The 23090-nt window shown below is 74.6% G+C and carries 18 protein-coding genes; 9 read left to right on the top strand and 9 right to left on the bottom strand.

The window, feature by feature from the left end; translation table 11 throughout:
• Window positions 1-130: 130 nt before the first annotated feature.
• The 4 genes from groES to PATMI_RS0104925 all read left to right on the top strand — a co-directional run bounded on the left by groES (window position 131) and on the right by PATMI_RS0104925 (window position 4574).
• Window positions 131-430 carry a co-chaperone GroES gene (groES, locus tag PATMI_RS0104940; RefSeq protein ID WP_026910073.1) on the top strand — a complete coding sequence of 100 codons (300 nt, stop codon included), beginning with the start codon at window positions 131-133 and terminating at the stop codon, window positions 428-430.
• Between the two features lie 42 nt (window positions 431-472).
• Window positions 473-2107: a chaperonin GroEL gene (gene groL / locus PATMI_RS0104935; RefSeq protein WP_026910072.1), complete on the top strand. Its 1635-nt coding sequence runs from the start codon at window positions 473-475 to the stop codon at window positions 2105-2107.
• Window positions 2108-2416: 309 nt separating this feature from the next.
• Complete coding sequence (locus tag PATMI_RS0104930) at window positions 2417-2866, top strand: MarR family winged helix-turn-helix transcriptional regulator (RefSeq protein ID WP_051471071.1); 450 nt, start codon at window positions 2417-2419, stop codon at window positions 2864-2866.
• Window positions 2867-3122: 256 nt separating this feature from the next.
• Complete coding sequence (locus PATMI_RS0104925; RefSeq protein ID WP_026910070.1) at window positions 3123-4574, top strand: acyltransferase family protein; 1452 nt, start codon at window positions 3123-3125, stop codon at window positions 4572-4574.
• Window positions 4575-5136: 562 nt separating this feature from the next.
• Here PATMI_RS0104925 and PATMI_RS0104920 read toward each other — a convergent pair.
• Both PATMI_RS0104920 and PATMI_RS0104915 read right to left on the bottom strand, forming a co-directional pair.
• Window positions 5137-6303: a site-2 protease family protein gene (locus PATMI_RS0104920; RefSeq protein ID WP_026910069.1), complete on the bottom strand. Its 1167-nt coding sequence runs from the start codon at window positions 6301-6303 to the stop codon at window positions 5137-5139.
• 2 nt (window positions 6304-6305) lie between these two features.
• Window positions 6306-7388: a citrate synthase 2 gene (locus PATMI_RS0104915; protein WP_026910068.1), complete on the bottom strand. Its 1083-nt coding sequence runs from the start codon at window positions 7386-7388 to the stop codon at window positions 6306-6308.
• Window positions 7389-7494: 106 nt separating this feature from the next.
• Between PATMI_RS0104915 and PATMI_RS0104910 the strand changes: the two genes are divergently transcribed.
• A complete protein-coding gene (locus PATMI_RS0104910; protein WP_026910067.1) occupies window positions 7495-9057 on the top strand; it encodes an amidase in 1563 nt (520 codons plus the stop codon).
• A 4-nt stretch (window positions 9058-9061) separates the two neighbouring features.
• On the opposite strand, the gene PATMI_RS0104905 is transcribed toward PATMI_RS0104910, so the two are convergent.
• Window positions 9062-9946, bottom strand: a complete 885-nt coding sequence (locus tag PATMI_RS0104905; RefSeq protein ID WP_026910066.1) for an NAD(P)H-binding protein — start codon at window positions 9944-9946, stop codon at window positions 9062-9064.
• A gap of 193 nt (window positions 9947-10139) precedes the next feature.
• Between PATMI_RS0104905 and PATMI_RS0104900 the strand changes: the two genes are divergently transcribed.
• Complete coding sequence (locus PATMI_RS0104900; protein ID WP_026910065.1) at window positions 10140-10400, top strand: 4Fe-4S dicluster domain-containing protein; 261 nt, start codon at window positions 10140-10142, stop codon at window positions 10398-10400.
• Between the two features lie 47 nt (window positions 10401-10447).
• On the opposite strand, the gene PATMI_RS0104895 is transcribed toward PATMI_RS0104900, so the two are convergent.
• Window positions 10448-10963 (bottom strand): beta-class carbonic anhydrase, encoded by a 516-nt coding sequence (locus PATMI_RS0104895; RefSeq protein ID WP_051471070.1) that lies wholly within the window; start codon window positions 10961-10963, stop codon window positions 10448-10450.
• 147 nt (window positions 10964-11110) lie between these two features.
• Here PATMI_RS0104895 and PATMI_RS0104890 point away from each other — a divergent pair, with 147 nt between their 5' ends.
• Window positions 11111-12574 (top strand): Vgb family protein, encoded by a 1464-nt coding sequence (locus PATMI_RS0104890; RefSeq protein ID WP_036725251.1) that lies wholly within the window; start codon window positions 11111-11113, stop codon window positions 12572-12574.
• A gap of 54 nt (window positions 12575-12628) precedes the next feature.
• Here the strand turns inward: PATMI_RS0104890 and PATMI_RS0104885 are convergent, their stop codons facing one another.
• The 4 genes from PATMI_RS0104885 to PATMI_RS33895 form a co-directional block, all read right to left on the bottom strand.
• Window positions 12629-13126, bottom strand: coding sequence for a beta-class carbonic anhydrase (locus PATMI_RS0104885; RefSeq protein WP_026910062.1), 498 nt, complete (start codon window positions 13124-13126; stop codon window positions 12629-12631).
• A 223-nt stretch (window positions 13127-13349) separates the two neighbouring features.
• Window positions 13350-14495 (bottom strand): Mrp/NBP35 family ATP-binding protein, encoded by a 1146-nt coding sequence (locus tag PATMI_RS27495; RefSeq protein WP_157260616.1) that lies wholly within the window; start codon window positions 14493-14495, stop codon window positions 13350-13352.
• A gap of 195 nt (window positions 14496-14690) precedes the next feature.
• Window positions 14691-15740: a hypothetical protein gene (locus PATMI_RS33900; RefSeq protein WP_051471069.1), complete on the bottom strand. Its 1050-nt coding sequence runs from the start codon at window positions 15738-15740 to the stop codon at window positions 14691-14693.
• Between the two features lie 789 nt (window positions 15741-16529).
• On the bottom strand, window positions 16530-17396 hold the full coding sequence (locus PATMI_RS33895; protein WP_051471068.1) for an inositol monophosphatase family protein: 867 nt from the start codon (window positions 17394-17396) through the stop codon (window positions 16530-16532).
• Window positions 17397-17466: 70 nt separating this feature from the next.
• Here PATMI_RS33895 and PATMI_RS0104865 point away from each other — a divergent pair, with 70 nt between their 5' ends.
• Window positions 17467-21021, top strand: coding sequence for an ATP-dependent DNA helicase (locus tag PATMI_RS0104865; protein ID WP_026910061.1), 3555 nt, complete (start codon window positions 17467-17469; stop codon window positions 21019-21021).
• 51 nt (window positions 21022-21072) lie between these two features.
• On the opposite strand, the gene PATMI_RS27480 is transcribed toward PATMI_RS0104865, so the two are convergent.
• Complete coding sequence (locus tag PATMI_RS27480; RefSeq protein ID WP_084269683.1) at window positions 21073-22038, bottom strand: PAC2 family protein; 966 nt, start codon at window positions 22036-22038, stop codon at window positions 21073-21075.
• Between the two features lie 100 nt (window positions 22039-22138).
• Here PATMI_RS27480 and PATMI_RS0104855 point away from each other — a divergent pair, with 100 nt between their 5' ends.
• On the top strand, window positions 22139-23032 hold the full coding sequence (locus tag PATMI_RS0104855; protein WP_026910060.1) for an HD domain-containing protein: 894 nt from the start codon (window positions 22139-22141) through the stop codon (window positions 23030-23032).
• The last annotated feature ends 58 nt before the right edge of the window (window positions 23033-23090 follow it).

Genomic DNA, 23090 nt, shown 5'->3' with positions numbered 1-23090 from the left:
TCTTGTGACCAGAGTGCCAACGTGGCTTGACCGGAAGGCGCCGCCCGCTATGCTGGCCCCACGTTGGCACTCTCCTGGTGAGAGTGCCGACAGCCGTCTTTCACGCAACACGAAGCCCGGAGGGACCCGTATGTCCATCTCGCTGCAGCCGCTCGGCGATCGCCTGATCGTCCGTGCCATCGACGAGGAGCAGACGACCGCCAGCGGTCTGGTGCTCCCCGACACCGCCAAGGAGAAGCCCCAGAAGGGCGAGGTCCTCGCCGCCGGCCAGGGCCGTTGGGACGAGGACGGCGAGAAGCGCATCCCGCTCGACGTCGCCGTCGGTGACGAGGTCCTGTACTCGAAGTACGGCGGCACCGAGATCAAGGTGGACGGCGAGGAGCTCCTCGTCCTCCGCGAGAGCGACGTCCTGGCGAAGGTGACCGGCTGACGCCGGTCGTCCTCCCTCCGAGACTGAGAAGGAAGAACACACATGGCTAAGCAGCTCAAGTTCGGCACCGAAGCGCGTGCGGCCCTCGAGGCCGGCGTCGACGCCGTCGCCAACGCCGTCAAGGTGACCCTGGGGCCCAAGGGCCGCTACGTCGTCCTCGACAAGAAGTTCGGCGCCCCGACCATCACGAACGACGGCGTGACCATCGCTCGCGAGATCGAGGTCGAGGACGTCTTCGAGAACCAGGGCGCGCAGCTCGTCCGCGAGGTCGCCACGGCGACCAACGACGTCGCCGGCGACGGCACGACGACCGCAACGGTGCTCGCCCAGGCGATCGTCAAGCAGGGCCTGAAGAACGTCACGGCCGGCGCCAACCCGCTCGCCCTGAAGCGCGGCATCGAGAAGGCCGTCGAGCAGATCGTCGCCGCCATCGCCGCCCAGTCGGTCGAGATCTCCGGCAAGGACGAGATCGCCCGCGTGGCGACCATCTCCTCCCGCGACGCCGAGATCGGCGACGTCATCGCCGACGCGATCGACAAGGTCGGCAAGGACGGCGTCGTGAACGTCGAGGAGGGCCAGACGTTCGGCATCGACCTCGAGTTCACCGAGGGCATGCAGTTCGACAAGGGCTACGTCTCGCCCTACATGGTCACGGACCAGGACCGCATGGAGGCCGTGCTCGAGGACCCCTACGTCCTCATCGCGAACTCCAAGATCGGCGCCGTCCGCGACGTGCTGCCCGTCCTGGAGCAGGTCATCCAGGCCGGCAAGCCGATCCTCATCATCGCCGAGGACGTCGAGGGCGAGGCCCTCGCGACCCTGGTCGTCAACAAGCTGCGCGGCACCTTCACCGGCGTCGCCGTCAAGGCTCCGGGCTTCGGCGACCGCCGCAAGCGCATCCTCGAGGACATCGCGATCCTCACGGGTGGCGAGGTCATCACCGAGGATCTCGGCCTGAAGCTCGAGAACACCCAGATCAACCAGCTGGGTCGCGCCCGCCGCGTCGTCGTCGCCAAGGACAACACGACGATCGTCGACGGTGCCGGTGACGCGGAGGCCATCAAGGGCCGCATCTCCCAGATCAAGGCCGAGGTCGAGAACACCGACTCCGACTTCGATCGCGAGAAGCTGCAGGAGCGCCTCGCGAAGCTCTCCGGCGGCGTCGCCGTCGTCAAGGTCGGCGCCGCGACCGAGACGGAGCTCAAGGAGAAGAAGCACCGCGTCGAGGACGCGCTGCAGGCCACGCGCGCCGCGCTCGAGGAGGGCATCGTCCCCGGGGGTGGCGTCGCGCTGCTGCAGGCCGGCCTGAAGGTCGACTCCGCCGACCTCGAGGACGACGAGCAGACCGGCTTCCGGATCGTGCTGCGCTCGCTCGAGGAGCCCCTCCGCCAGATCGCGTTCAACGCCGGTCTCGAGGGCTCCGTCGTCATCAACGACGTGCGCAACGCGAACCCGGGTGTCGGCCTCAACGCCTCCACCGGCGAGCTCGAGGACCTGGTCAAGGCCGGCGTCGTCGACCCCGCCAAGGTCACCCGCTCCGCGCTGCAGAACGCCGCGTCGATCGCCAAGAACATCCTCACGACGGAGGCCATCGTGGCCGACCCGCCGGAGAAGGACGGCGCCGGCGGCGGCATGCCCGACATGGGCGGCATGGGCGGCATGGGCGGCATGATGTAGCCACCCCTCGGCACCGGATCCGGTGCCTGAGGACCCGGTCCCACCCGTCGGCCGCCGAGCGCGGCGGACGAGAGGGACCAGACGGACGGCCGCCCTCGGGCGGCCGTCCGTCGTTCCGGGCGGTCGGGAGGGCTCCGCCGGCCGGCACGATCACCGCCGTGCGTGTCGGATCGTGTCCCGCCGAGGTACCGAACCCGACACGCACCGCCGCCCGGCACGAGCGCCGGCGTCGGGCTGTCGCTCCTGGGGTGTGCCCCGGCCGCGCGCCGGCCGTCCACCCGACATGGGCGCCGACTATCCTCGGTCCCGATGGCCGCTCCCGACGACACGACGACGGCCGACGCGGTCGTCGTCTGGGGGCACCTGACGGCCCTGGTCGAGCTCCGCCGGTGCGACGGCTCCGACGTCGCCCGCGACCTCGACCTCCCGCCCTCCCAGCTCGCGGCGCTGCGGCACCTCGACCCCGACGAGCCGCAGCCGATGGGCTCGCTCGCGTGCGCCCTGTCCTGCGACAAGGGCAACGTCACGGGGATCGTCGACCGGCTCGAGAAGCGGGGCCTCGTCGAGCGCCGTCCCGCCGCCGGCGACCGCCGCGTGAAGGTCCTCGCCCTGACCGTCGCCGGGGTCCGGGTCCGGGCCGAGGTCGAGCGGCGGCTCGCGGCCCCGCCGGCCGCCCTGGCGGGCCTCGACGAGGACGAGCTGGCCCAGCTCGCCGCGACGCTCGAGCGCGTCGTCGACGGGCTCCGCGGCGGCGGCTGACGGCGGCGGCGAGGTGCCGGCGAGGTGCCGGGTGGGCTCGCGGGGGCACCTCCGGTCGGTATCCGACCATCGGTGACCGCAGCGCTTCGCCGGGACCGTCGGGGTCCGGACCGGGGGTCGTTCGTGGTCGGCATCCGACCATCGATGACCTCCGACTCGCCCCCCGACCCGTTCCTGTGAACGGTCTCATCGGACTCTCGAACAGTTCCGACGCCGCACTCATCTGCGCTGAAGCCCCGGGGCCGAGGGTGGAGGAGTGCCCCGGGAGACCACGCGACGCCCCGCCCTCGACGGGCTGCGTGCGCTCGCGGCGATCGGCATCGTCGCGCACCACTCGTGGCAGTACTCGGGCCACCCGCGCGAGGTCCTCGGGATCTGGTGGGACGAGCTCGCGCTCGGCGTGCCGCTGTTCTTCGTCCTGTCGGGGTTCCTCGTCTACGCGCCGTGGGCCCGCGCCGCGGTCGACCCCGCGGCGCGGAGACCGTCGCTCGGACGGTTCTACGCCCTGCGGGCGGCCCGGATCCTGCCGCTCTACTGGCTGACGATCGTCGCCGCGGTCGTGCTGCTCCACGGCACGGGACACCCCCGGCTCGTCGAGGACGGTCGCCTCCTCGGCTTCGCGGTCCTCGCCCAGAACTACTCGGGCGACATGGCGGGCATGCTGAACCCGCCGACCTGGTCGCTGGCGGTCGAGGTCACCTTCTACGCCGTCGTGCCGCTGATCGGGCTGCTCGCGCTGCTGGCGGTCGGTCTCGGGGACGTCCTCCGCGGCGCGTGGGGCCCGGGCGGCCGGCGGGCGACCACGGGCGACGCGACGGTGCGGCCGCGCCCGCGGCACCCGCTTCTGACGGGCCTGGGCGTTGCGCCGCGAACGCGCGCCACGGACCGGGTCCGGGGCGGACGACGGCGCACGACCCTGACGAACGCCGGGCCCTCCCGCGGCACCGCCCGGAGCCGCACTCGCACCTCCGGCCGCGGTCCGCAGCTCGCGGTCCTCCTCGCCCTGACCGGCGCCTCCGTCGGGTGGTCGGCGTGGACCGGGCACAACGCGACCTCGCCGGTGATCCGGACGGTCCTCCCCGACGTCCTCTGCCTGTTCTGCGTCGGCATGGCGGCGCGGGTGCTGGTCGAGGGGCGGACGGTGCCGCGGTGGGCCGCGAGGACGCTGCTCGTGGCAGGTGTTGCGCTGGTCTGGGCGCACGGCAGCGGTCGGCTCGGCGCGCCGCTGTACGGTGCGCTGGGCGATCTGCCCGCCGCCGTCGGGTTCGCCGCGGTCTGCGTCGCGTGCTCGACGGTCCACGCGCCGCGTCCGCTCGGGTGGCGCCCGCTGGCGTACCTCGGCACCTGCTCCTACGGCATCTACCTGTGGCACTACCCGGTGCTGCTCGGTCTCCAGGCGCACGGGCTCCTGCCGACCGACGACGTCTGGCTGACCACCGCCGCCGTCGGTGGCCCCGCGATCCTCCTCGCGGCCGCCTCGTGGCACCTGTTCGAGCAGCCGCTGCTCCGCGGCGTGCGGGGCCGGCTCGCCGGCCCCGCCAGGACCCGGCCGACCCTGGCACCGGGCCGACCGGCCTCGGCGTCCGGCCGACCGGCCTCGGCGTCCGGCCGACCGGCCTCGGCGTCCGGCCGACCGGCCTCGGCGTCCGGCCGACCGCTGCCCGCCCCGGGTCGTCGGACGACGCGGCCGGTCCGGCCGGCGGCCTGACGGTCGCGGCGGGTGGTCGTCGGAGGACGGAGTGCCGGCGGGTGGTCGTCGGACGGGCGGAGGGCCCGGGGCGACGGTCGTGGTTCGTGCCGCTGCAACGCACGCCGCTACCCCGGTCCCGCAGGGTCCGGCGCGCATTCGTGCGCCCTCACCGCAGGAACGCACGCCGCTCCCCGGTTCCGCAGGGTCCGGCGCGCATTCGTGCGCCGTCGCCGCAGCAACGCACGCCGCTCCCCCGGTTCCGCAGGGTCCGGCGCGCATTCGTGCGCCCTCACCGCAGCAACGCACGCCACTCCCCCGGTTCCGCAGGGTCCGGCGCGCATTCCTGCGCCCTCACCGCAGCAACGCACGCCGCCACGGCACCCCGTCGACCGTGGCGCACATTCCTGCGCCGTGGCCGCAGCAGCGCGGACCACGCTGACGATGGGTCCCACCTGCCCGAGTCGCTGCAGGTCCCTGCCGCCCGGCGGCAACCATCCGCAGCAGCGGATCGCCGGGACCGCGCGGCCGCGGGTGCGCGCCGCCCGGCGGCAACGATCCGCGACGCCGCCCCACCCGCGCCCTACGTCCGGAGCCCGCCCTCCACCACCAGCGCCTGCCGCGCCGCCTCGCGCGACACGACGCCCACGAGGACCCCGTCGCCGTCGACGACGGGGAGCGCGCCGAGGCGCTCGAGGTCCTTGTCCTTCAACAGCTTGTGGAGCAGGACGTCGTCGCGGACCGAGGCGGTGCGGCCGCCGGTCAGGAGCCGGCCGGCCGGGGTGGTCGGGCGGCCGGCGTCGAGCTCGTCGCGGACCCGCAGGGCGGGCAGGATGCCCTTCAGCCGGCCCTCGTCGTCGAGGACGACCGCCCAGTCGACCTCGTGGGGCCCGAAGGTGTGCTCGTGGGCCTCGGACGCGGTGTCCGTCGCCGCGACCCAGACCGGCGAGCGGTCCATCACCGCGGAGGCCGGGACGAGGCTCGGGGCGGCCTTCCGGCGCTCCGTCGGGATCGCCGCGGCCTGGGCGTTCTGCCAGATGAAGTACGCGAGGAAGAGCGCCATCAGGCCGTTGAAGGTGCTCCCGGTGTCGGCGACGAGCCAGACGGCGGCGCCGACGAGGAAAACCGCCAGGACCTTGCCGGCCTGCGCGGCGAAGGCGGTGCCGCGGGCGGGCTCGCCGGTCGCCTTCCACACGATCGACCGGGCGATCCGGCCGCCGTCAAGCGGCAGCGCGGGCAGCAGGTTGAAGATCAGCGCCAGACCCTCGAAGAAGAGGATGATCCCCGCGATCGAGCTGACGGCGGTGCTCCCCGAGTACTGGAGCGTCCCGATCTGCCACAGCGTCTGCAGGTCGAAGCCGTCCACGATCCCGACGACGACCCCCGCGATCACGGCCGCCAGCAGCGTCACCGCCGGCCCCGCGGCGGCGACGAAGAACTCCTCCTTCGGCGACCGCGCGCCCCGCGACAGGTGCGCCAGGCCGCCGAGCGCCCAGAGCTCCACGCGCTCCGTCTCGATCCCGAACGCCCGCGCCATCAGGGCGTGCCCGAACTCGTGACCGACGAGCGCGATCACGTAGAGGAAGACCACGATCACCGCGAGCAGGTACGCCTTGCCCTCGGTCGGAGCGATCTCGTCCGGGAAGAACCCGGCCATCAGGTACAGCGCGACGAAGATCCACAGGAGCCAGGAGAACCCGGCGACGATCGGGACGCCGAAGAGGCGCCCGAGGTGCAGCTGACCGCCCACGGTCAGCCGACGTCCGCGACGGACCGGGGGGCTTCGCCGACGTACTTCGCGGTCGGGCGGATCAGCCGGCCCTCGCGCTTCTGCTCGAGGATGTGCGCCGACCACCCGGCGACGCGCGCGCACGTGAACATCGGCGTGAAGAGCTGCGACGGGACCTCGGCGGAGTCGAGGATCACCGCAGACCAGAACTCGACGTTCGTGGCGAGCACGCGGTCGGGCTTGCGGGCGTGCAGCTCGCCGAGCGCGGCCTCCTCGAGGGCGACGGCGGCCTCGTACCGCGGGGCGTCGATCTCCTTCGCGGTGCGGCGCAGCACCCGGGCGCGTGGGTCCTCGGCGCGGTAGACGCGGTGCCCGAAGCCCATCAGCCGCTGGCCCTTGTCGAGGGCGGCCTTCACCCAGGCCAGGGCGTCGCCGGACTTCTCGACGCCGTCGAGCATCGCCAGCACGCGCGACGGCGCGCCGCCGTGCAGCGGGCCGGACAGCGCACCGACCGCGCTCGACAGCGCCGCGGCCGCGTCGGCGCCGGTCGACGCCGTCACGCGGGCGGTGAACGTCGAGGCGTTCATCCCGTGCTCGGCGGCGGAGATCCAGTAGGCGTCGACGGCCTTCGCGTGCCGCGGGTCGAACTCGCCGCGCCACCGGATCAGGAACCGCTCGGCCAGCGTCGAGCCCTCACGGATCGCGGCCTGCGGGACCGGGGGCCGACCCCCGCCGCGGGCGGACTGGGCGACGAACGACAGCGCCATCACGGACGCGCGGGCCAGCTCGTCGCGGGCCTCCTCGTCGGTCGTGTCGATCAGCGGCTTGAAGCCCCACTCGGGCGCGAGCATCGCCAGCGCCGCCTGGACGTCGACGCGCGGATCGCCGGAGCGGACGGTGAGCGGGTGCGGCTCCGCGAACGGCAGGCCCGGATCGAAGGAGCCGTCGACCAGGAGACCCCAGACGCGCTCGTACGGCACGTGCCCGACGAGGTCCTCGATGTCCACGCCGCGGTAGCGGAGGGCGCCGCCTTCCTTGTCCGGTTCGGCGATCGTGGTCTGGAACGCCACCACGCCCTCGAGCCCGGAACGCCATTGATCCGTCATCTGCGGGTCCTCCGTCGCTTCGATCCTGCCCCGACCACGATACGGAACACCGCCCGCACCACGGTGGCGGGACGGTGACCGGTCCCGGCTGAGCTAGCGTCGTCGCATGCCGTCCGCCGACGCGTCCCTGCTCCTCCGGCCCGCCACGGAGCTCGCGGACCTCGTCCGGACGGGCGCCGTCTCCGCGGTCGAGCTCGTGCGTCTGGCGATCGAGCGGATCGAGGCGCTCGACGGCCGCGTGAACGCGCTGGTCGACCTGTGGGCGGAGGACGCGCTGGCCGAGGCGGCCGCGATCCGGCCCGGCGACCCGCGGCCGTTCGCGGGCGTCCCGACGGCGATGAAGGACAACCGGGCCGTCGCGGGGCGCCGGATCACCTACGGCGCCGCGATCGCCGACACCGCCGCGACCGTCGACCACCACGTCACCGCGCGCCTCCGCGCCGCCGGCTTCGTGGTTCTCGGCTCCACGAACCTGCCGGAGTTCAGCGTCACCCCCGTCACCCGCGGCCGCAGGTTCGGCGCGGCGCGCAACCCGTGGGACCTCGAGCGCGCGGCCGGCGGGTCGTCCGGCGGGGCGGCCGCGGCGGTGGCCTCGGGCATGTTGCCGACCGCCCACGGCAACGACGGCGGCGGCTCGATCCGGATCCCGGCGGCGGCCTGCGGGCTCGTCGGCCTGAAGCCGTCCCGCGGACGCGTGCCGCTCGGCCCCGACCTCGGCTGGCACCTCCTGGTCTGCGACGGGATGCTGACCCGCACCGTGGCCGACGCGGCGGCGACGCTCGACGTCCTCGCGGGCCCGGAGGACGGCGACCTCGCGCCGCTGCCGACGCCGACCCGGCCGTTCGCGGACGAGGCGCGCCGCGGCACCGTCGGCGACGTCCGCCCGCTGCGGATCGGCCTGACCCTCGACCCGGCGCTCGGCATCCCGGCGTCCGCGTCCGGCTCGGCGCACGGGAGCGGCGCGTCGCGGGCCTCCGCGGCAGATCCGGCTCCGGGACCCGGCACCCCGGCGGGGAGCGACGGCGGCCCCGTCGCGTCCGCCGCCGACGCGGCGGGCGTCCATCGTGCCGCGGACCTCCTCCGGCGGCTCGGCCACGACGTCGAGGAGGTCGCGGCCCCGTGGCGGATCCCCGGGCTGCTCGACCTGTTCGGGACCGCGTTCGGTGCGGGTGTCGCGTCCCAGGTCCGCGCGATCGGGCGGCGCCGGGGGCGGGAGGTGGAGGCGCACGAGGTCGAGTCCCTGACCTGGGCGCTCTACCAGGACGCGCTCGCGCTCCCGTCCGTCGACCTCCTGCTCGCCGACGCGGAGATCCAGGGGGTCGCGCGCCGCGTCCTGACCTGGGCGGCGGACTACGACGTGCTGCTCACCCCGACCCTGGCGACGGCCCCGCCGCCGGTCGACGCCCTGGACCCCGACGGCCCGGATCCGCGGCAGGGGTTCGCCGACGGAGCGCTCTTCAGCCCGTTCGCGGCGATCTGCAACGTGACCGGCCAGCCGGCGATCACGCTGCCGCTGACCGTCCGCCCGGAGGGCGACGACGCGGCCGGGATGCCCGTGGGGACGCACCTGATCGGGCGCCCGGGCGGCGAGGCCGAGCTGCTGGCCCTCGCCGCCCAGCTCGAGGCGGCGGCCGGGCCGGCACCGATCGCGCCGCTCGCCCGGACCTGAGGCCTCAGCCCGCCAGCGCCTCCACGATGCCACCCGGCCGGACGCCGAGGGCCTCGAGGTCGCGGGTGCCGTGGCGGCCCGTCGTGTCGCACGTGAGGACGGCGAGCTCCTCGCGGTCCGCGGCGCCGGGGCGCTCGAGGACGGCGACGGCGGCGTTCAGCACGCACGACGGCAGCGCGATCGTCGGGCGCTCGCGGCCGACCACGGTGTGGAGGGCGGGCACGAGGTCGCTGACGGCGTAGGCGTCGGGACCCGCGAGCTCGTGGCGCGCGGGGCTCCCGACCTTCGGTGCGTCCCCCTCGACGACCGCGACGATCGCGTCCGCCACGTCCGCCGCGGACACGGGCCGCGAGCGACCCGGGGACCGCGCGGGCACGGGGACGATCGGCAGCAGCGACAACGCCTGCGCCCACGAGGCCCAGCGCTGGCCCCGCGCGAGGATCAGGGACGGCGCGACGACGGACACGCCCATCCCGCCGGTGGCGCCGGCACCGGCGACGACCCGCTCGCCGACCTCCTTGGCGCGGAGGAACCGGCAGCCCGCCGCCCCGCCCGCACCGAGGGCGGAGGCGTACACGAAGTGCTCGACGCCGGCCGTCGCGGCGGCGTCCGCGAGCCGCCAGCTGGCGGTCGCGTTCAGCTCCTCGAGCTGGCCGATCGGCTGATCGCTCAGCGGACCCGCGAGGTGCACGACGGTGTCGACCCCGCGGAGGGCGCCCCCGGGCAGCCGGTTGTCCGTCAGGTTCCACAGCGACAGCTGGACGTCCACGCGGCGCGAGCCCAGGCGGGACGGGTTGCGCACGAGGCAGCGCACCCGATGCCCGCGTGCGAGCAGGCGATCGAGGACACGCCGCCCGGTCGCTCCCGTTGCCCCGGTGAGGAGGATCATCCCTGCAGCGTACGCACCGTCGGGGGAGTCCTCTGTGCGCCCCCGGCACGGTCCGGCCCCGGGCGACCGCCCGGGCGGGTCCGAGTTAGGGATACCGACGGTACGAACGTCCGGTGGGGCCCGTGGCACCGCGGGTTCCCGCCGTTATGCTTCGCCGCAACACCCGAAGAGCAACCAGGTTGAGGAATCGTCAATGGCCTATGTGATCGCCGAGCCCTGCGTCGGCACGAAGGACAACTCGTGCACCGAGGTCTGCCCGGTCGACTGCATCCACCCGACGCCGGACGAGCCCGACTACGACGCGGCGGAGCAGCTCTACATCGATCCTGAGGAGTGCATCGACTGCGACGCGTGCGTCGAGGCGTGCCCGGTCGACGCGGTGTTCGCCGAGGATCAGATCCCGGACGAGTGGGCCTCGTTCGTGGACAAGAACATCAAGTACTTCGCGTCCTGAACGGCTGAGCGCACCCGCTCCGGGTGCGCTCCGCCGAGCGCCGGCGCTCAGTCCTCCAGGACGACCTCGCGCAGGCCGCCGTCCTCGACCTGGAAGACGAAGCCGCGGACGTCGTCCGTGTGCGGGATGAACGGGCTCGAGCGCACGCGGCGCAGCGACTGCCGGACGTCCTCCTCGAGGTCCTTGAACGACTCGGGCGACCAGGTCGGCTTGTAGCCGGTCTCGGCCTGCAGCTCGGCGTTCAGCTCGTCGTCCGAGAACGTCTGCATGCCGCAGCCCGTGTGGTGCACGAGCACGACCGAGCGCGTCCCGAGCTTGCGCTGGGAGATCGCGAGCGAGCGGATCACGTCGTCGGTCACGACGCCGCCGGCGTTGCGGATCAGGTGCGCGTCGCCGGTCTGCAGCCCGAAGAGGCCGAAGAGGTCCAGGCGGGCGTCCATGCAGGCGACGACCGCGACGTGGCGGACGGGAGCCGCCGAGTCGTAGGGCGCGTAGCGGCCGGGGAACGCCTTGGCGGACTCGAGCATCTCGGGGGTGAACGGGGCGGGGGTCTCGTCGGTCATGGAGCGTCGGGTCGGGTTCGTGGTCGTCCCCGATCCTATGCGGGCCGGTCGGTCCGCCACATGACGGTTGGCGCAGCACCGTCCGTCCGGCAGGATGTCCGCAACGCGCTCCGGCGCGATCCCCCGAACGAGCTCCGAGGTCCCCCGATGTCGCTCCGCTCCGCCCCCCGCGGTTCAGTCCCGCCCGTCCTCCGGCCCGGTCGCCGCGCGCTGACCGTCACCGCGGCCGCGATCGCCTGCGTCGGCGTGGGCGCGCTGCCGGCGTCCGCGGAGATCAAGGACTTCCCGGTCCCGACCTCGGACGCCGGGCTGCACGACATCGCGACGGGCAAGGACGGGAGCCTCTGGTTCACGGAGGAGAAGAAGGGCAAGGTCGGGCGCATCACCACGAGCGGCCAGATCACCGAGTGGTCGGTGCCGTGGGACGGGACGTACGGCCCGGAAGAGCTGACCGTCGCCGCCGACGGCCGCGTCTGGGTCCTGTCCGACGCCCACGCGCGCGTCTTCGTGATCGACCCGGCGGTGCCGGGGCAGGCCACGGCCGGGTCCTACGTCGACCTGACCGCCCGCGGCGGTGCGGGCGACTTCGACGACCCGCAGCCCGGCCTGCGACGCGGGAACGACATCGCGGCCGCGCCGGACGGCTCCGTCTGGGTGTCCGACAGCCTCGGGGACGGCATCACCCGCTTCGCCCCGCCACAGGCCTCCACGACCGCCGGCGGCACGCCCGACTGCGACTTCGACGGGCTCCTGGCGCCGGGCGCCGACGGGAAGATGTGGTGCGCGTACAAGGGGTCGGCGCTCAAGCGGATCGAGCTCGACGGCGCGACGAACGTCAACCTGCCGACGGCGGACGGCTTCGCGTTCTCGGCACTCGCCGGGGCGCCGGACGGCGCGATGTGGTTCGCGCGACTGTCGAGCGGCACGTTCGCCACGAAGCCCGGCAACGGCGCGATCGGCCGGATGACGCCGGACGGCGCCGCGCAGGAGTGGAAGGTCGGGGACCGCGTCGCCCCCTCGAGCATCGCGATCGGCCCGGACGGCGCGGCGTGGTTCGGCAGCAAGGGCTACGACCAGGTGATCGGCCGCGTCACGCCGGCGGGGGCCGTGAGCGTCCTGCCGCTCGGTGCCCGCCGCGCCGATGACGTCGCCTTCGGCGGCGACGGGGCGCTCTGGTTCGTCGACCAGAACGCCAACCGCATCACCCGCCTGACCCGGGACGAGCTCGTCACGGGCGGAGGCGGCACCGGTGGGCCGACGCCGGCCGGTGGGCCGACGGTCCCCGCGGGGACGCTCCGGCAGGCGAAGGGCCGGATCCCGGTGCGCGTCGCGTGCCCGGCGACCGCGGCGGAGCGCTGCCGCGGCACGTTCCGCCTGCGCACCGCGTCGAAGGTCCGGGTCGGGGGTCGCGGGAAGAAGGCGGTCCGGACCGTGACGGGGACGGGCCGCTACACGCTGTCGCCGGGGAGGACCGGGACGATCGTCGTGAAGCTCTCGGCGACCGGGCGCAAGGTCGTGCGCAAGGGGCGGACGACGAAGGTCGTCGTCGAGGTGACCCCGACGGGCGCGAAGAAGGTCGCGACGAAGCGGACGGTCGCGCTGCGGGGGTGAGCCCGGCGACGGTCGGTCCGCGGCCGCCGGGTGGGCCGCGGACCGGGTCCCGCCTCAGGCCGCGGCGACCTCGCGCAGGCCGCCCGTGTGCACGTCGTAAACGAAGCCGCGGACGCTGTCCTTGCTCGGGATGAAGGGGCTCGCCTTGATGCGGGCGATCGACTGCTGGACGTCCTCGTCGAGGTCGGGGAACGCCTCGGCCGCCCACTCGGGCTTGATGCCGACGTCGTCCTGGACGCTCTTCTTGAACTCGTCGTCCGTGAACGTGAGCATGCCGCAGTCGGTGTGGTGGATCAGGACGATCTCCTCGGTGCCCAGGAGGCGCTGGGAGATCGCGAGCGAGCGGATCTCGTCGTCGGTGACGACGCCCCCGGCGTTGCGGATGACGTGGGCGTCGCCCTCGCTGAGCCCGAGCAGCCCGTAGGGGTTCAGGCGGGCGTCCATGCACGCCAGGACCGCGATCTTCTTGGCGGGCGGCAGCGGGAGCTCGCCCTTGTCGAAGCTCGCCTCGTAGGCGGCGGCGTTCTCGAGGAGGTCGTCGGTCGTGCTCATGCGGCCGACAATGGCGGAAATCCGATCAGGAAACAAGAAATCAGGACTCGGTCCTGTCTTGGCCGGGGCGCATCCACAGGGGGTACCGGGACGTTCGCGCGCGGGGACGCCGATCCGCGCCCGCCGGGAACGACGACGGCCGCCTCGCGGCGGCCGACTGACGATCCGGGTGATGGTCGCGGCGCCCACGGGCGCCGGTCCTGCGGGCCCCGCGGCCCGGACCTCAGGCCATGGGGAGCGAGGCGCCCTTGGGCTCGTTCTGGAGGACCGGCATCAGCGGCGGGAGCTCGGCCAGGATCGGCGGGAGCTCCGGGGTCGACGCGATGATGCCGCGGGAGATGTGGCGGATCGCCTGCGCGGCCGCGTCGTCCGGGTTCACCGACACGAGCGGGACGCCGGCGTCGGCCTGCTCGCGCAGCGCCATCGTCAGCGGCACCTTGCCGAAGAGCGGGAGGTCGAGCTGGTCGGCGAGGTCCTGCCCGCCGCCGTCCCCGAAGATCGGGTACCGCTCGCCGTCCGGCGTGGTGAAGCCGGACATGTTCTCGATGACGCCCATGAGGCCGAGCTGGACCTTCGTGGCCATCTCGGCGGCGCGCTGGGCGACCTTCTGCGCGGCCGGCTGCGGCGTCGTGACGAGGAGGAACTGCGCCTGCGGCAGGAGCTGCGCCAGCGTCATCGAGACGTCGCCGGTGCCCGGCGGCAGGTCGATCAGGAGGTAGTCGAGCTCGCCCCACTCGACGTCGTCGAGGAACTGGTTCAGCGCCTTGTGGAGCATCGGGCCGCGCCAGACGACCGCGGAGTCCTCGGGCACGAAGAAGCCGATGGACATGACCTTCACGCCCTGCGACTCCAGCGGGAGGATCTTGCGCTCGGCGGAGACCGGCGGACGCTCGGCACCGAGGCCGAACATGCGCGGGATCGAGTAGCCCCAGACGTCGGCGTCGAGGACGCCGACGGACTTGCCCTCGGACGCCAGCGCGGCGGCGAGGTTGACGGTCAGGCTGGACTTGCCGACGCCGCCCTTGCCGGAGCCGATGCAGATGACGTTCTTGATCAGCGAGACGTTCTCGCCGGCCGGCAGGGAGCCCTGGATGCCGAGCTTCTTCTGCAGCGCGGCCTTCTCCTCGGGGGAGAGCACGTCGAACTCGACGCCCGACTCCTCGACGCCGAGGCCGCGGAGGGCCTTGCGGACCGCGACGACGAAGTGGTTCCGGAGCGGACACCCGTTCGTCGTGAGGGAGATCATCACGTCGACGCGTCCCTCGCCGATCGTGATCTCGCGCACCATGCCGAGCTCGACCACGTCCTTCTTCAGCTCGGGGTCGATCACCGACTTCAGGGCTTCGAGGATGTCCTCGCGCGTAGGCATACCTTCCATTGTCGCACGCTCGCGGCCCGGCCCCGTCGCGGGTCCCGGCGGGGGCGGACCGTGGTCCGGTGCCGGAGGGCCCGGAACGCCGCGATCCCGGCCGGGGCCGGGATCGCGAGGTGCTGCTGGTGCGCCGGGAGGCCGGCGCGACCGTCCGGGTGCGCCGCCCCTGGGCGCGGGCCCGGGATGGCTCCTCTAGACGAGGGCGAGGACGCGCTCGCGCGCCTGGCCGGCGTACTCGGCGGCCTGCTTCTGGGCCTTCGTCACGCGGGCCTCGACCTCGCCGCGGAGCTTGGGCAGCTCGGTGCGCAGCTCGGCGGGCGTCGACGGCAGGTCGTTGATGCGGGCCTCGACGGCGGCACGGCGCTCGCGGAGCTCGCGCTCGATCTGCGTGCGGGTGCGGGTGAGGTCGCGCTCGAGGTCGGCCTTCGCCTTGGCGCCGCGCTTCTCGAACGTCTTCAGCTGCTTGTCGAGCTCCTTGCGACGGGCCTGCGCCTGCTTCGTGGCGGCGGCGCGACGGTCGGCGACGAGCTTGGTGGCGGCGTCGCGACGGGCGACGAGCTCCTTGGCCGCGGCGTCCTTGGCCTCGAGGACGGCGCCCGTGCTGATGAGCGCGGCCTTCTCGGAGACGACCTGGGCCTTCTCGGTGTACGCCTCGACGCGCTTCGTGGCGAGCTCGCGGACCTCGACGGCCTGCTTCTGGGCCTCCTCGAGGTTCTTCGGCGCGGCGGCGTAGAAGTCGGCGGCGACGCGGCGCGCGGCGACGATGCGGGACTCGGTCGCCTTGGCGGCGTCGGTCTTCTTGGCCTTCGTGGCCGCGGTGCGGGCCTTGGCCTTCGTCGTCGTCGCGGTCTTCTTCGCGGCGGTCTTGGCGGCGCCGGTGGCCTGCGTCTTCGTGCGCTTGGCCGAGGCCTTGGCGGCGGAGGCCTTCGGGGCGGCGGCCTTGGTGGCCGACTTCGCGGCGCCGGACGCCTGCGTGGCGGTGGCCTTGGCGGAGGTCTTCGCGCCGGCGGCCTGCGTGCGGGCGGTGGTGCGCTTGGCGGCGGGCTTCGCGGCGGTGCGACGCGTGGTGGTGCGCTTGGCGGCGGGCTTCGCGGCCGTGGTGCGCTTCGCGGCGGGCTTGGAGGCCGTGGTCGACTTGGCGGCGGCGGGCTTCGCGGCGGCAGGCTTGGCCGTGCTGGTGGCCGGCTTGTCGGCGGCGGAGCTCGTGGTGCTGGTGCTGGTGGTGTTCGGGGTGTCGGCCATGGGGATCCTCGGGGTCGGGGCTGCGGACGGAGCAGCCTCGGAGGAAGCTGCTTAGTTCTAAGTTCATCCAATGTATCGACGAACGTCTGTTCTTACAACGACGTCCCGGCCCCGTTGCACCGCGGATCGGACGGCGTACGCGATGCGTTCGCCGTCGTTCGCGGTCGGGGGCGGGGGTCCGTGGAAGCCGTGCGGCGGTCGTCGGGGCGACCATCCGGACCGGCCGTGAGCCAGGATCTCCCTGCTGGGAGGCGATTTCAGGGGTACTGGGCGCGGGCGGGCGGCCCGCCGGGTGGTCGACGGTTCGACCCGTCCGCTCGAACGCCGGAGCGAGGCGATTGCACGAACAACTGTTCGCGGTCGTGGCGCTCTGCGTGTGCGACGTCACATGGATTCCGGCTCGCTCCAGGGCTGCCGCGGGTGATGGTCCGTCGTTCGGTGGGGCGAGACGTGGCGACCCCCGGCTCCGCCGCCCCCCGAGGTGATGGTCCGTCGTTCGGTGGGGCTTGACGTGGCGACCCCCGGCTCCGCCGCCCCCCGAGGTGAAGGTCCGTCGTTCGGTGGGGCTCGACGTGTCGACCCCCGGCTCCGCCGCCCCGCGAGGCGATGGTCCGTTGTTCGGCCAGGATCGACGAATCGACGCCGGCCCTCGGCCCGCCCCGAGGTGATGGTCCGTCGTTCGGTGGGGCTTGACGCGTCGACCCCCGGCTCCGCCGCCCCCCGAGGCGATGGTCCGTCGTTCGGTGGGGCGAGACGCATCGACCCCCGGGGGCCGACCCCGTGCCGCGCTCAGTCGTGCGGGAGCGTGGCCACGCGCGCGAGGCCCTCGGCGGAGCGCGCTGCCACCACCGGGCCGTGACCGATGAGGTCCAGCGGGGCGGAGAGCGGCGCGTCGAGGTCCCCGAAGGCGACGAGGCCACCGGACTCGCGGACGATCAGCTGGCCGGCGGCGGCGTCGAACGCGCGGCAGCGCCACAGGGACGCCATGCCGTCGACGCGGCCGCCGGCGACGGCGCAGAGGGAGATCGCGATGGCGCCGATCGCGCGCAGGCGGTGGACGTGCTCGAGCAGGGCCTCGCCCGACGCCATCACGTGGGCGGGGTGCGCGGACTCGATGGCGACGAGCTCGAGCTTGCCGCCCTCGGTCAGGCGCTCGGCGGCGGGCGCGACGATCGGCACGCCGTCGAGCCACGCGCCGACGCCGCGGATCGCGGTCCAGCGCTCGCCGGGGCCGAGGTCCGCGACGAGGCCGCAGACGACGTCGGCCATCGTGCCGGAGTGCGCGACGCCCGGCCCCTCGGCGACCGCGATCGAGACGGCGTGGTGCGGCATGCCGCGCTTGGCGTTCATCGAGCCGTCGATCGGGTCGACGACGACCAGCACGTCCGGCGACCCCAGGTCGACGACGCCGCGCTCCTCGGACAGCACGGTGAACCGGGCGCCCTCGTCGTGCAGCGCGTGCAGCTCGGCGAACACCAGGTCCTCGGCCTCGGCGTCGATCACGAGCGTGCGGTCGCCTCCCTCGCCGGTCGTGCCGGTCTCGCGGAGCCGGTCGGGCGTCGAGGTCACGGCGTCGAGGCGATCCCGGACGCGGTCCGCAGCCCGGTTGAACGCGGCGATCCACGTCTCGGGAGCAGGCTGCGGGGAGGAAGGCATCAGCGACCTATCCTAGAGGGCCGACCCCGGCGTCCCGCGATCCTCGCGACCGCGCCGGACGGTCCTCGCCATGGAACCCCTCGACGGACTCTCCGACGCCCAGGTCCGCGTCGCCACGCACGGCGACGCCGACGCCGGGCGCGGTGGCACGGGCGGCGCGCTGCTCGTGCGCGGGACCGCGGGCACCGGCAAGAGCGTCGCCCTCGCCGCCCGCGCCGCGTGGCTCGTGACCGCCGCCGGCGTCGACCCGACGAGGATCGCGCTGCTCGGCGCGACGCCCGCCGCCGCGGCCCGCACGCGACGCCGGCTGGAGGAGCGTCTCGGGGCGGCCGCCGCCGACGTCGTCGTCACGACGCTCCCCGACCTCGGCCACCGGCTGCTGCGCGACGTCGCCGCCGAGGCCGGCGTCGACCCGTTCGTCGTCCCGGCCACCCGGACCGAGCGCGTGGCACTGCTCCTGGAGCACCGCGAGGAGCTCGGGCTGCTGCACCACGACGGCGGCTCCGGCGGCCGCGGGCACGTCGGCCTGCTGGCCGGCGCGGTCGCGCGCATCGACCGCCTGAAGGAGTCGCTCGTCGACGCCGACGCCCTGGGCCGGTGGGCCGCCGGGCTGGCCGACGTCGACCCGCGCGCGCCGCGCGAGCGCGAGTTCGCGGCCCTGATGCGGCTCCACGACCGGGTCCTGCGCGAGCGCGGCCTGATCGACCACGGCGACCTCCTCCTGCACCTCGTGCGGCTGCTCGAGGGGACGGACGGCGGTCCGGCCGCCAGGGGGCCGTCATCCGGACCGGGCCCGGGGGGATCGGACGGCGCGCCGGCCGGTGGCGGGCCGGCGACCGGCGGCGCGCTGCACACCGACGGACCCTCAGCGACCGGCCGCCTCGCCGGGGTCGCCCGGGCCGAGGTCGACGCCCGCACCGCCCGGGTCCGCGCGCGGATCGGGTCGTCGTTCCAGGCGCTCCTCGTCGACGACATCCAGGACCTGCCGACGGCGGCGATGCGGCTGCTCCACGCGCTCGCCCGCGGGGGCACGGCGCTCACGGCCGCGGGCGACGACGACCAGGCCACGCGCCGGGTGCGCGCCGCTGCGGCGAAGAACCTGCGGGACCTCGCGGCGACCTACCCCGACCTGCGGACCGTGACCCTCGAGCGGTCGTGGCGGAGCCCCGAGCGCGTGCTCCGCGCCGCGGAGGCCGTCGTCGAGCCCGCCGCCGACCGGACCGTCCACGCCTGGCACGCCCCGTCGGGCGGACGCGTGCGGTTCTGGCGGGCGGCGTCGGAGCGCGCGCAGGCCCAGGCCGTCGCGGGCGAGGTCGAGCGCCTGCTCCGCGACGGGGCCCGGCCGGAGCGCATCGCGGTGCTCGTCACGTCGGTGCGCCGCGAGGCCGGGCCGGTCGTGGCGGCGCTGGAGGAGCTCGCGGTGCCCGCGCGGCTCGGGGGCGCCGGCGCGTTCCTGGAGCGCGTCGAGGTCCGCGACGTCCTCGCGTGGCTCCGGCTCCTCGTCGACCCGTCCGACGCGCCCGCCGTCAGCCGTGCGCTCGCCCGCCCGCCGATCGACCTGCGGCCGGCCGACCTGGCGCGCTGCATGCAGCTCGCGCGGCGCCGGCGGATGGACCTCGTCGGCGCGCTCGCCGCGTCGATGGAGTCGCCGCAGATGGCGCCGGAGGCCCGCGACCGCGTCGCCGCGTTCCTCCGCCTCTACCGCAGCGCCACGCGGGCGCTCGACGTCACGCCGCCCGACCAGTTCGTCCACCGGCTCGTCGAGCACCTCGGCCTGCGCCGGCAGCAGCTGTTCGGCGAGGGCGGCGACGTCGCCCTGCGCCTGCGGGACCTCGCCCGCGTCGGGCAGCTCGCCGAGCGCCACGTGCGGATCGCCCCGCAGGCGACGGCCCGGGACTTCGCGCGCTGGCTGATCCTGCTGGCCGAGGCCGGCGGCGACCCGGACGGCAAGGTCGAGGCCGTGCCGTTCGCGGCGGGGATGGAGGGCGACCCGCACGGCGAGGAGCTCGACCCGGCCGGGCACCGCGACGCGCGACCGGTCGCGGCAGCCGGGGCGGCCGCGGGGACGGGCGACCGCAGGCCGTCGGCGGGTCCCGGCACCGGCGACCGTCGCGACGGGGCCGACGGGCGCCCCTCCCGCGGCGGCGTCGTGCGCGTCCTGCCGCTGGAGGCCGCGGCCGACCTCGACCTCGACCACGTCTTCGTCCTCGGGCTGCAGTCGTCGCGCCTGGGGGCGATCGGCGCGGCTGCCGGTCGGCGGCTCGTCGACCCGCTGCCCGACGAGCTGCTCGGCGACGACCGCGTCGGCGGCGGGGTGCTGCAGGCCGGCGCCGACGCCCAGGCCGACCCGTCGCGCGGGATCGCCGTCGACGAGGCCCGGCGGGCGCTGCACGTCGCGATGACCCGCGCGCGCGAGGGCGTCGTCCTCGCGTACCCGGAGCTCGCCACCAGCGGCGCGGCGCGGGAGCCGTCGCCCCTGGTCGAGGACGCGCGGCGCGCGGTCGACGGCGAGTGGGAGGAGTACGACGAGCGCCTCTTCGGCCCCGACGACACCCTGCACGCCACGTTCCGGACGCTGCGCGACGAGCTCCTGCGGGACGTCGCCACGATCGGCGCGCGCCTCGGCGACCTGCGGATGGACACCGACCTCGACGTCGCCCACGGCGTCACGCGGTACCTCGAGCTGATGAAGGTCGCGGCGCTCATCAACCGGCCCGACGGGCAGGACGTCTCCGCCGCCATGCCGGGCATCGACGGCGCGATCCACCAGGCGGCGACCGCGCAGCAGAAGGAGATCCTGCTCAGCTCGTCGCTGGAGGAGGACATCCTCTCCGCCGCGAGCCAAACCGCCGAGCGTCGCGCCGCCGGTCGCGGCGAGCCGTCGCTCGAGCCGTTCCTGCCGCTGCGCGACGACGGGGTCGTGATGAGCGCGGGCGACCTCTTCGTCTACGGGTCCTGCCCGCTCCGCTACAAGTTCAACCGCGTGCTGCGGATCCCGCAGCAGCCGACCGTCGCGCAGCGGTTCGGCATCGTCGTCCACCAGGTGCTCGAGCGCTGGCACGGCCGCGGGGGGACGGAGCTCGCGGAGCTGCAGGAGCTGCTGGCGGCGAGCTGGCGGCGCTCGGGCCTGCAGGGCGTGGCCGACGAGGCGCGCCTGTGGTCGCGCGCCCAGGACTCGATGGCCCGATACCACGCGCGCACGTCCGCGGAGGACTCCGAGACCGTCTGGCTGGAGCGCGGCTTCGAGTTCCGCCTCGGCGACCACACGCTGCGGGGGCGTGTCGACCGCGTCGACCGGCACCCCGACGGGGCCTACGAGCTCGTCGACTACAAGACCGGTCGCCCGCGGACGCCCGAGCAGCTGCGCGACGACGTCCAGCTGCAGCTCTACGCGGTCGCCGCCGTCGACGCGTGGGGCATCGAGACCCCGCGCCAGAGCTACCACTACATCCTCGACGACGTGAAGACCCCGCTCGACGCCGAGGGCAGCGAGCGGGACAGGATCACCGAGACCGTGGGCCGCGTGGGCGGCGCGATCCTCGCCCAGGACTTCGAGCCGACCCCGTCGTACGAGACCTGCGCGATCTGCGACTACCAGCTGACCTGCCCGGCCGCCGAGACCTGAGAGCCTCGACCACCCGGCATCCACCCGCGGGTGGCTCCGGGGGCGGGTCGGTCAGTCCCGATGGTCCGCGTCCTCGTCGTCGTCCTCGTCCGGCGCCGTGTGGTCCTGCTCGCGGAGGAACTCGAGGAAGTCGTCGGCGATGACGTCACCCGTCGGGAGCTCGCCGAGGTTCAGCTGGATCTGGGCCTCGGCGGCCTCGGCGAGGTCCTCCTCGGAGTCGTCGTCGCCGATGACGTCGCGGAGGTCGGCCATCTGCTCCAGGCGCTCGAGGAGCTCGCGGCGCTCCGGGTCGCGCTCGACGGCCTCGGAGACCTGCTGCTCGTAGCGCTCCGACGCCGCGCGGAGGCGGGCGGTCGGGACGGGCACCTGGGTCAGGGCCTCGACGGCCTCGACGAGCGCGAGCGTCGCCTTCGGGCTCGGCACGCCCGCGACGTAGTGCGGCACGTGCGCCAGCAGGGTGACGGCCTGCAGGCCCTGCTTCTGGGCCTCGTGGTGGACGACGCCGGTCAGGCCGGTCGGCCCCTCGTAGTCCGGCAGCATCGCGCCGAGCGCGGTGATCGAGTCCGGGTCCGTGGCGACGCCGGTGATCGGCACCGGCCGCGTGTGCGGCACGTCGGAGAGCAGGCCGCCGAGCGTGACGACGAACGTCGCGCCGAGGCTCTTGGCCGTCTCGATCAGCGTCTCCGACAGCGACTGCCAGCGCATCGCCGGCTCGGGGCCCGTGACGAGGATCAGGTCGCGGCGCGCGGTCGGGACGACGGCGGCGCGCAGCTCCACCGTCGGCCAGTCCATGTCCGTCGCGATGCCGTCGCGGATGGTGATGTGCGGCCGGTACGACTGCATCGTGTACAGCAGCTCCGGGTCGACGGTGGCGCAGCGTTGCGCACCGAGCCGGCGCGAGATCACACCGACCGCCGAGCTGGCGGAGTCCCCTGCGTCGGTCCAGCCGGTGAACGCGCACACCAGAGCCGGGTCTCGCAACCCGACCGGGCGGTCGTCCCAACGAAGGGGAATCATCCGATTGACGGTACAAGATGGCTACGGGCGGTAGCGAACGGCGTCCGCGCGGGATGCTTCGTGCACCGCGGGCCCATCAGGTCCTCCGCCACCCGACCTCGTGTCCACGCCTCCGCCTCCCGCACCCGCCTCCCTCGCAGCCCTCGGGCCGGGCGACCGCATCGCCGGCGCCTTCGCGTGCATCCGGAAGGACCGCTCCCAGGGACGCTCCGGTGGTGCGTACCTGGCGCTCGACCTGCGAGACCGCACCGGCACGATGCCGGCCCGGATCTTCAAGGACGTCGACCGGCTCGACGCCGCGTTCCAGCGCGGGGACGTCGTCCAGGTCGCGGGCACGGTCGACCGCTACCGCGAGGAGCTCGTCGCGGAGCTCACGGTCGTCAAGCGGCTGGACCCGGCGGAGATCGATCCGACCCAGTTCCTGCCGACGGCCTACCGCGACCTCGACGAGCTCGACGGCTTCCTCGAGGGCCTGGCGGGCGAGGTCGGCGACGACACGTTCGGCGGGCTGCTGCGCGAGCTGCTCGGCGACGAGGCCCTGCGCCGCCGCTGGCGCCTCGCGCCGTGCACGATCGGCGGACACCACAGCTACCTCGGCGGGCTGCTCGAGCACACCGTCGCGGTCGGGGCGCTCGCACAGGAGGCGTGCGTCCACCACCCGGGCCTGAACCGCGACCTCCTGCTGACGGCCTGCATCGTCCACGACCTCGGACGCACCCGCGAGTTCACCTACGCGGCCGAGATCGGGCGGACCGAGCAGGGAGAGATGCTCGGCCACATCGAGCTCGGCCTGCGGATCATCGCCGAGCCCGCCCGCCGCGCCGGCGTCGACGAGACCCGCTGGATGCACCTCGCCCACTGCGTCCTCACCCACCACGGCGCCGAGCGCGCGGGCGGCCGCTTCCGCTCCGCCGAGGCCGCGACGCTCCACCGCCTCAACGCGCTGGACGCGACCATCAAGGACGCGCTGGAGCACGGGCTCGGGAACGGCTGAGGGCGCGGCGCAGCGCGGGCCGGCCGCGTCGGATCGTGTACCGCAGAGGTACCGAACT

The organism is Patulibacter minatonensis DSM 18081, from assembly GCF_000519325.1.
Classification (GTDB): Bacteria; Actinomycetota; Thermoleophilia; order Solirubrobacterales; family Solirubrobacteraceae; genus Patulibacter; species Patulibacter minatonensis.
Note: the sequence above shows the minus strand (reverse complement) of the source record. Positions and strands in the feature narration are given on the sequence as shown.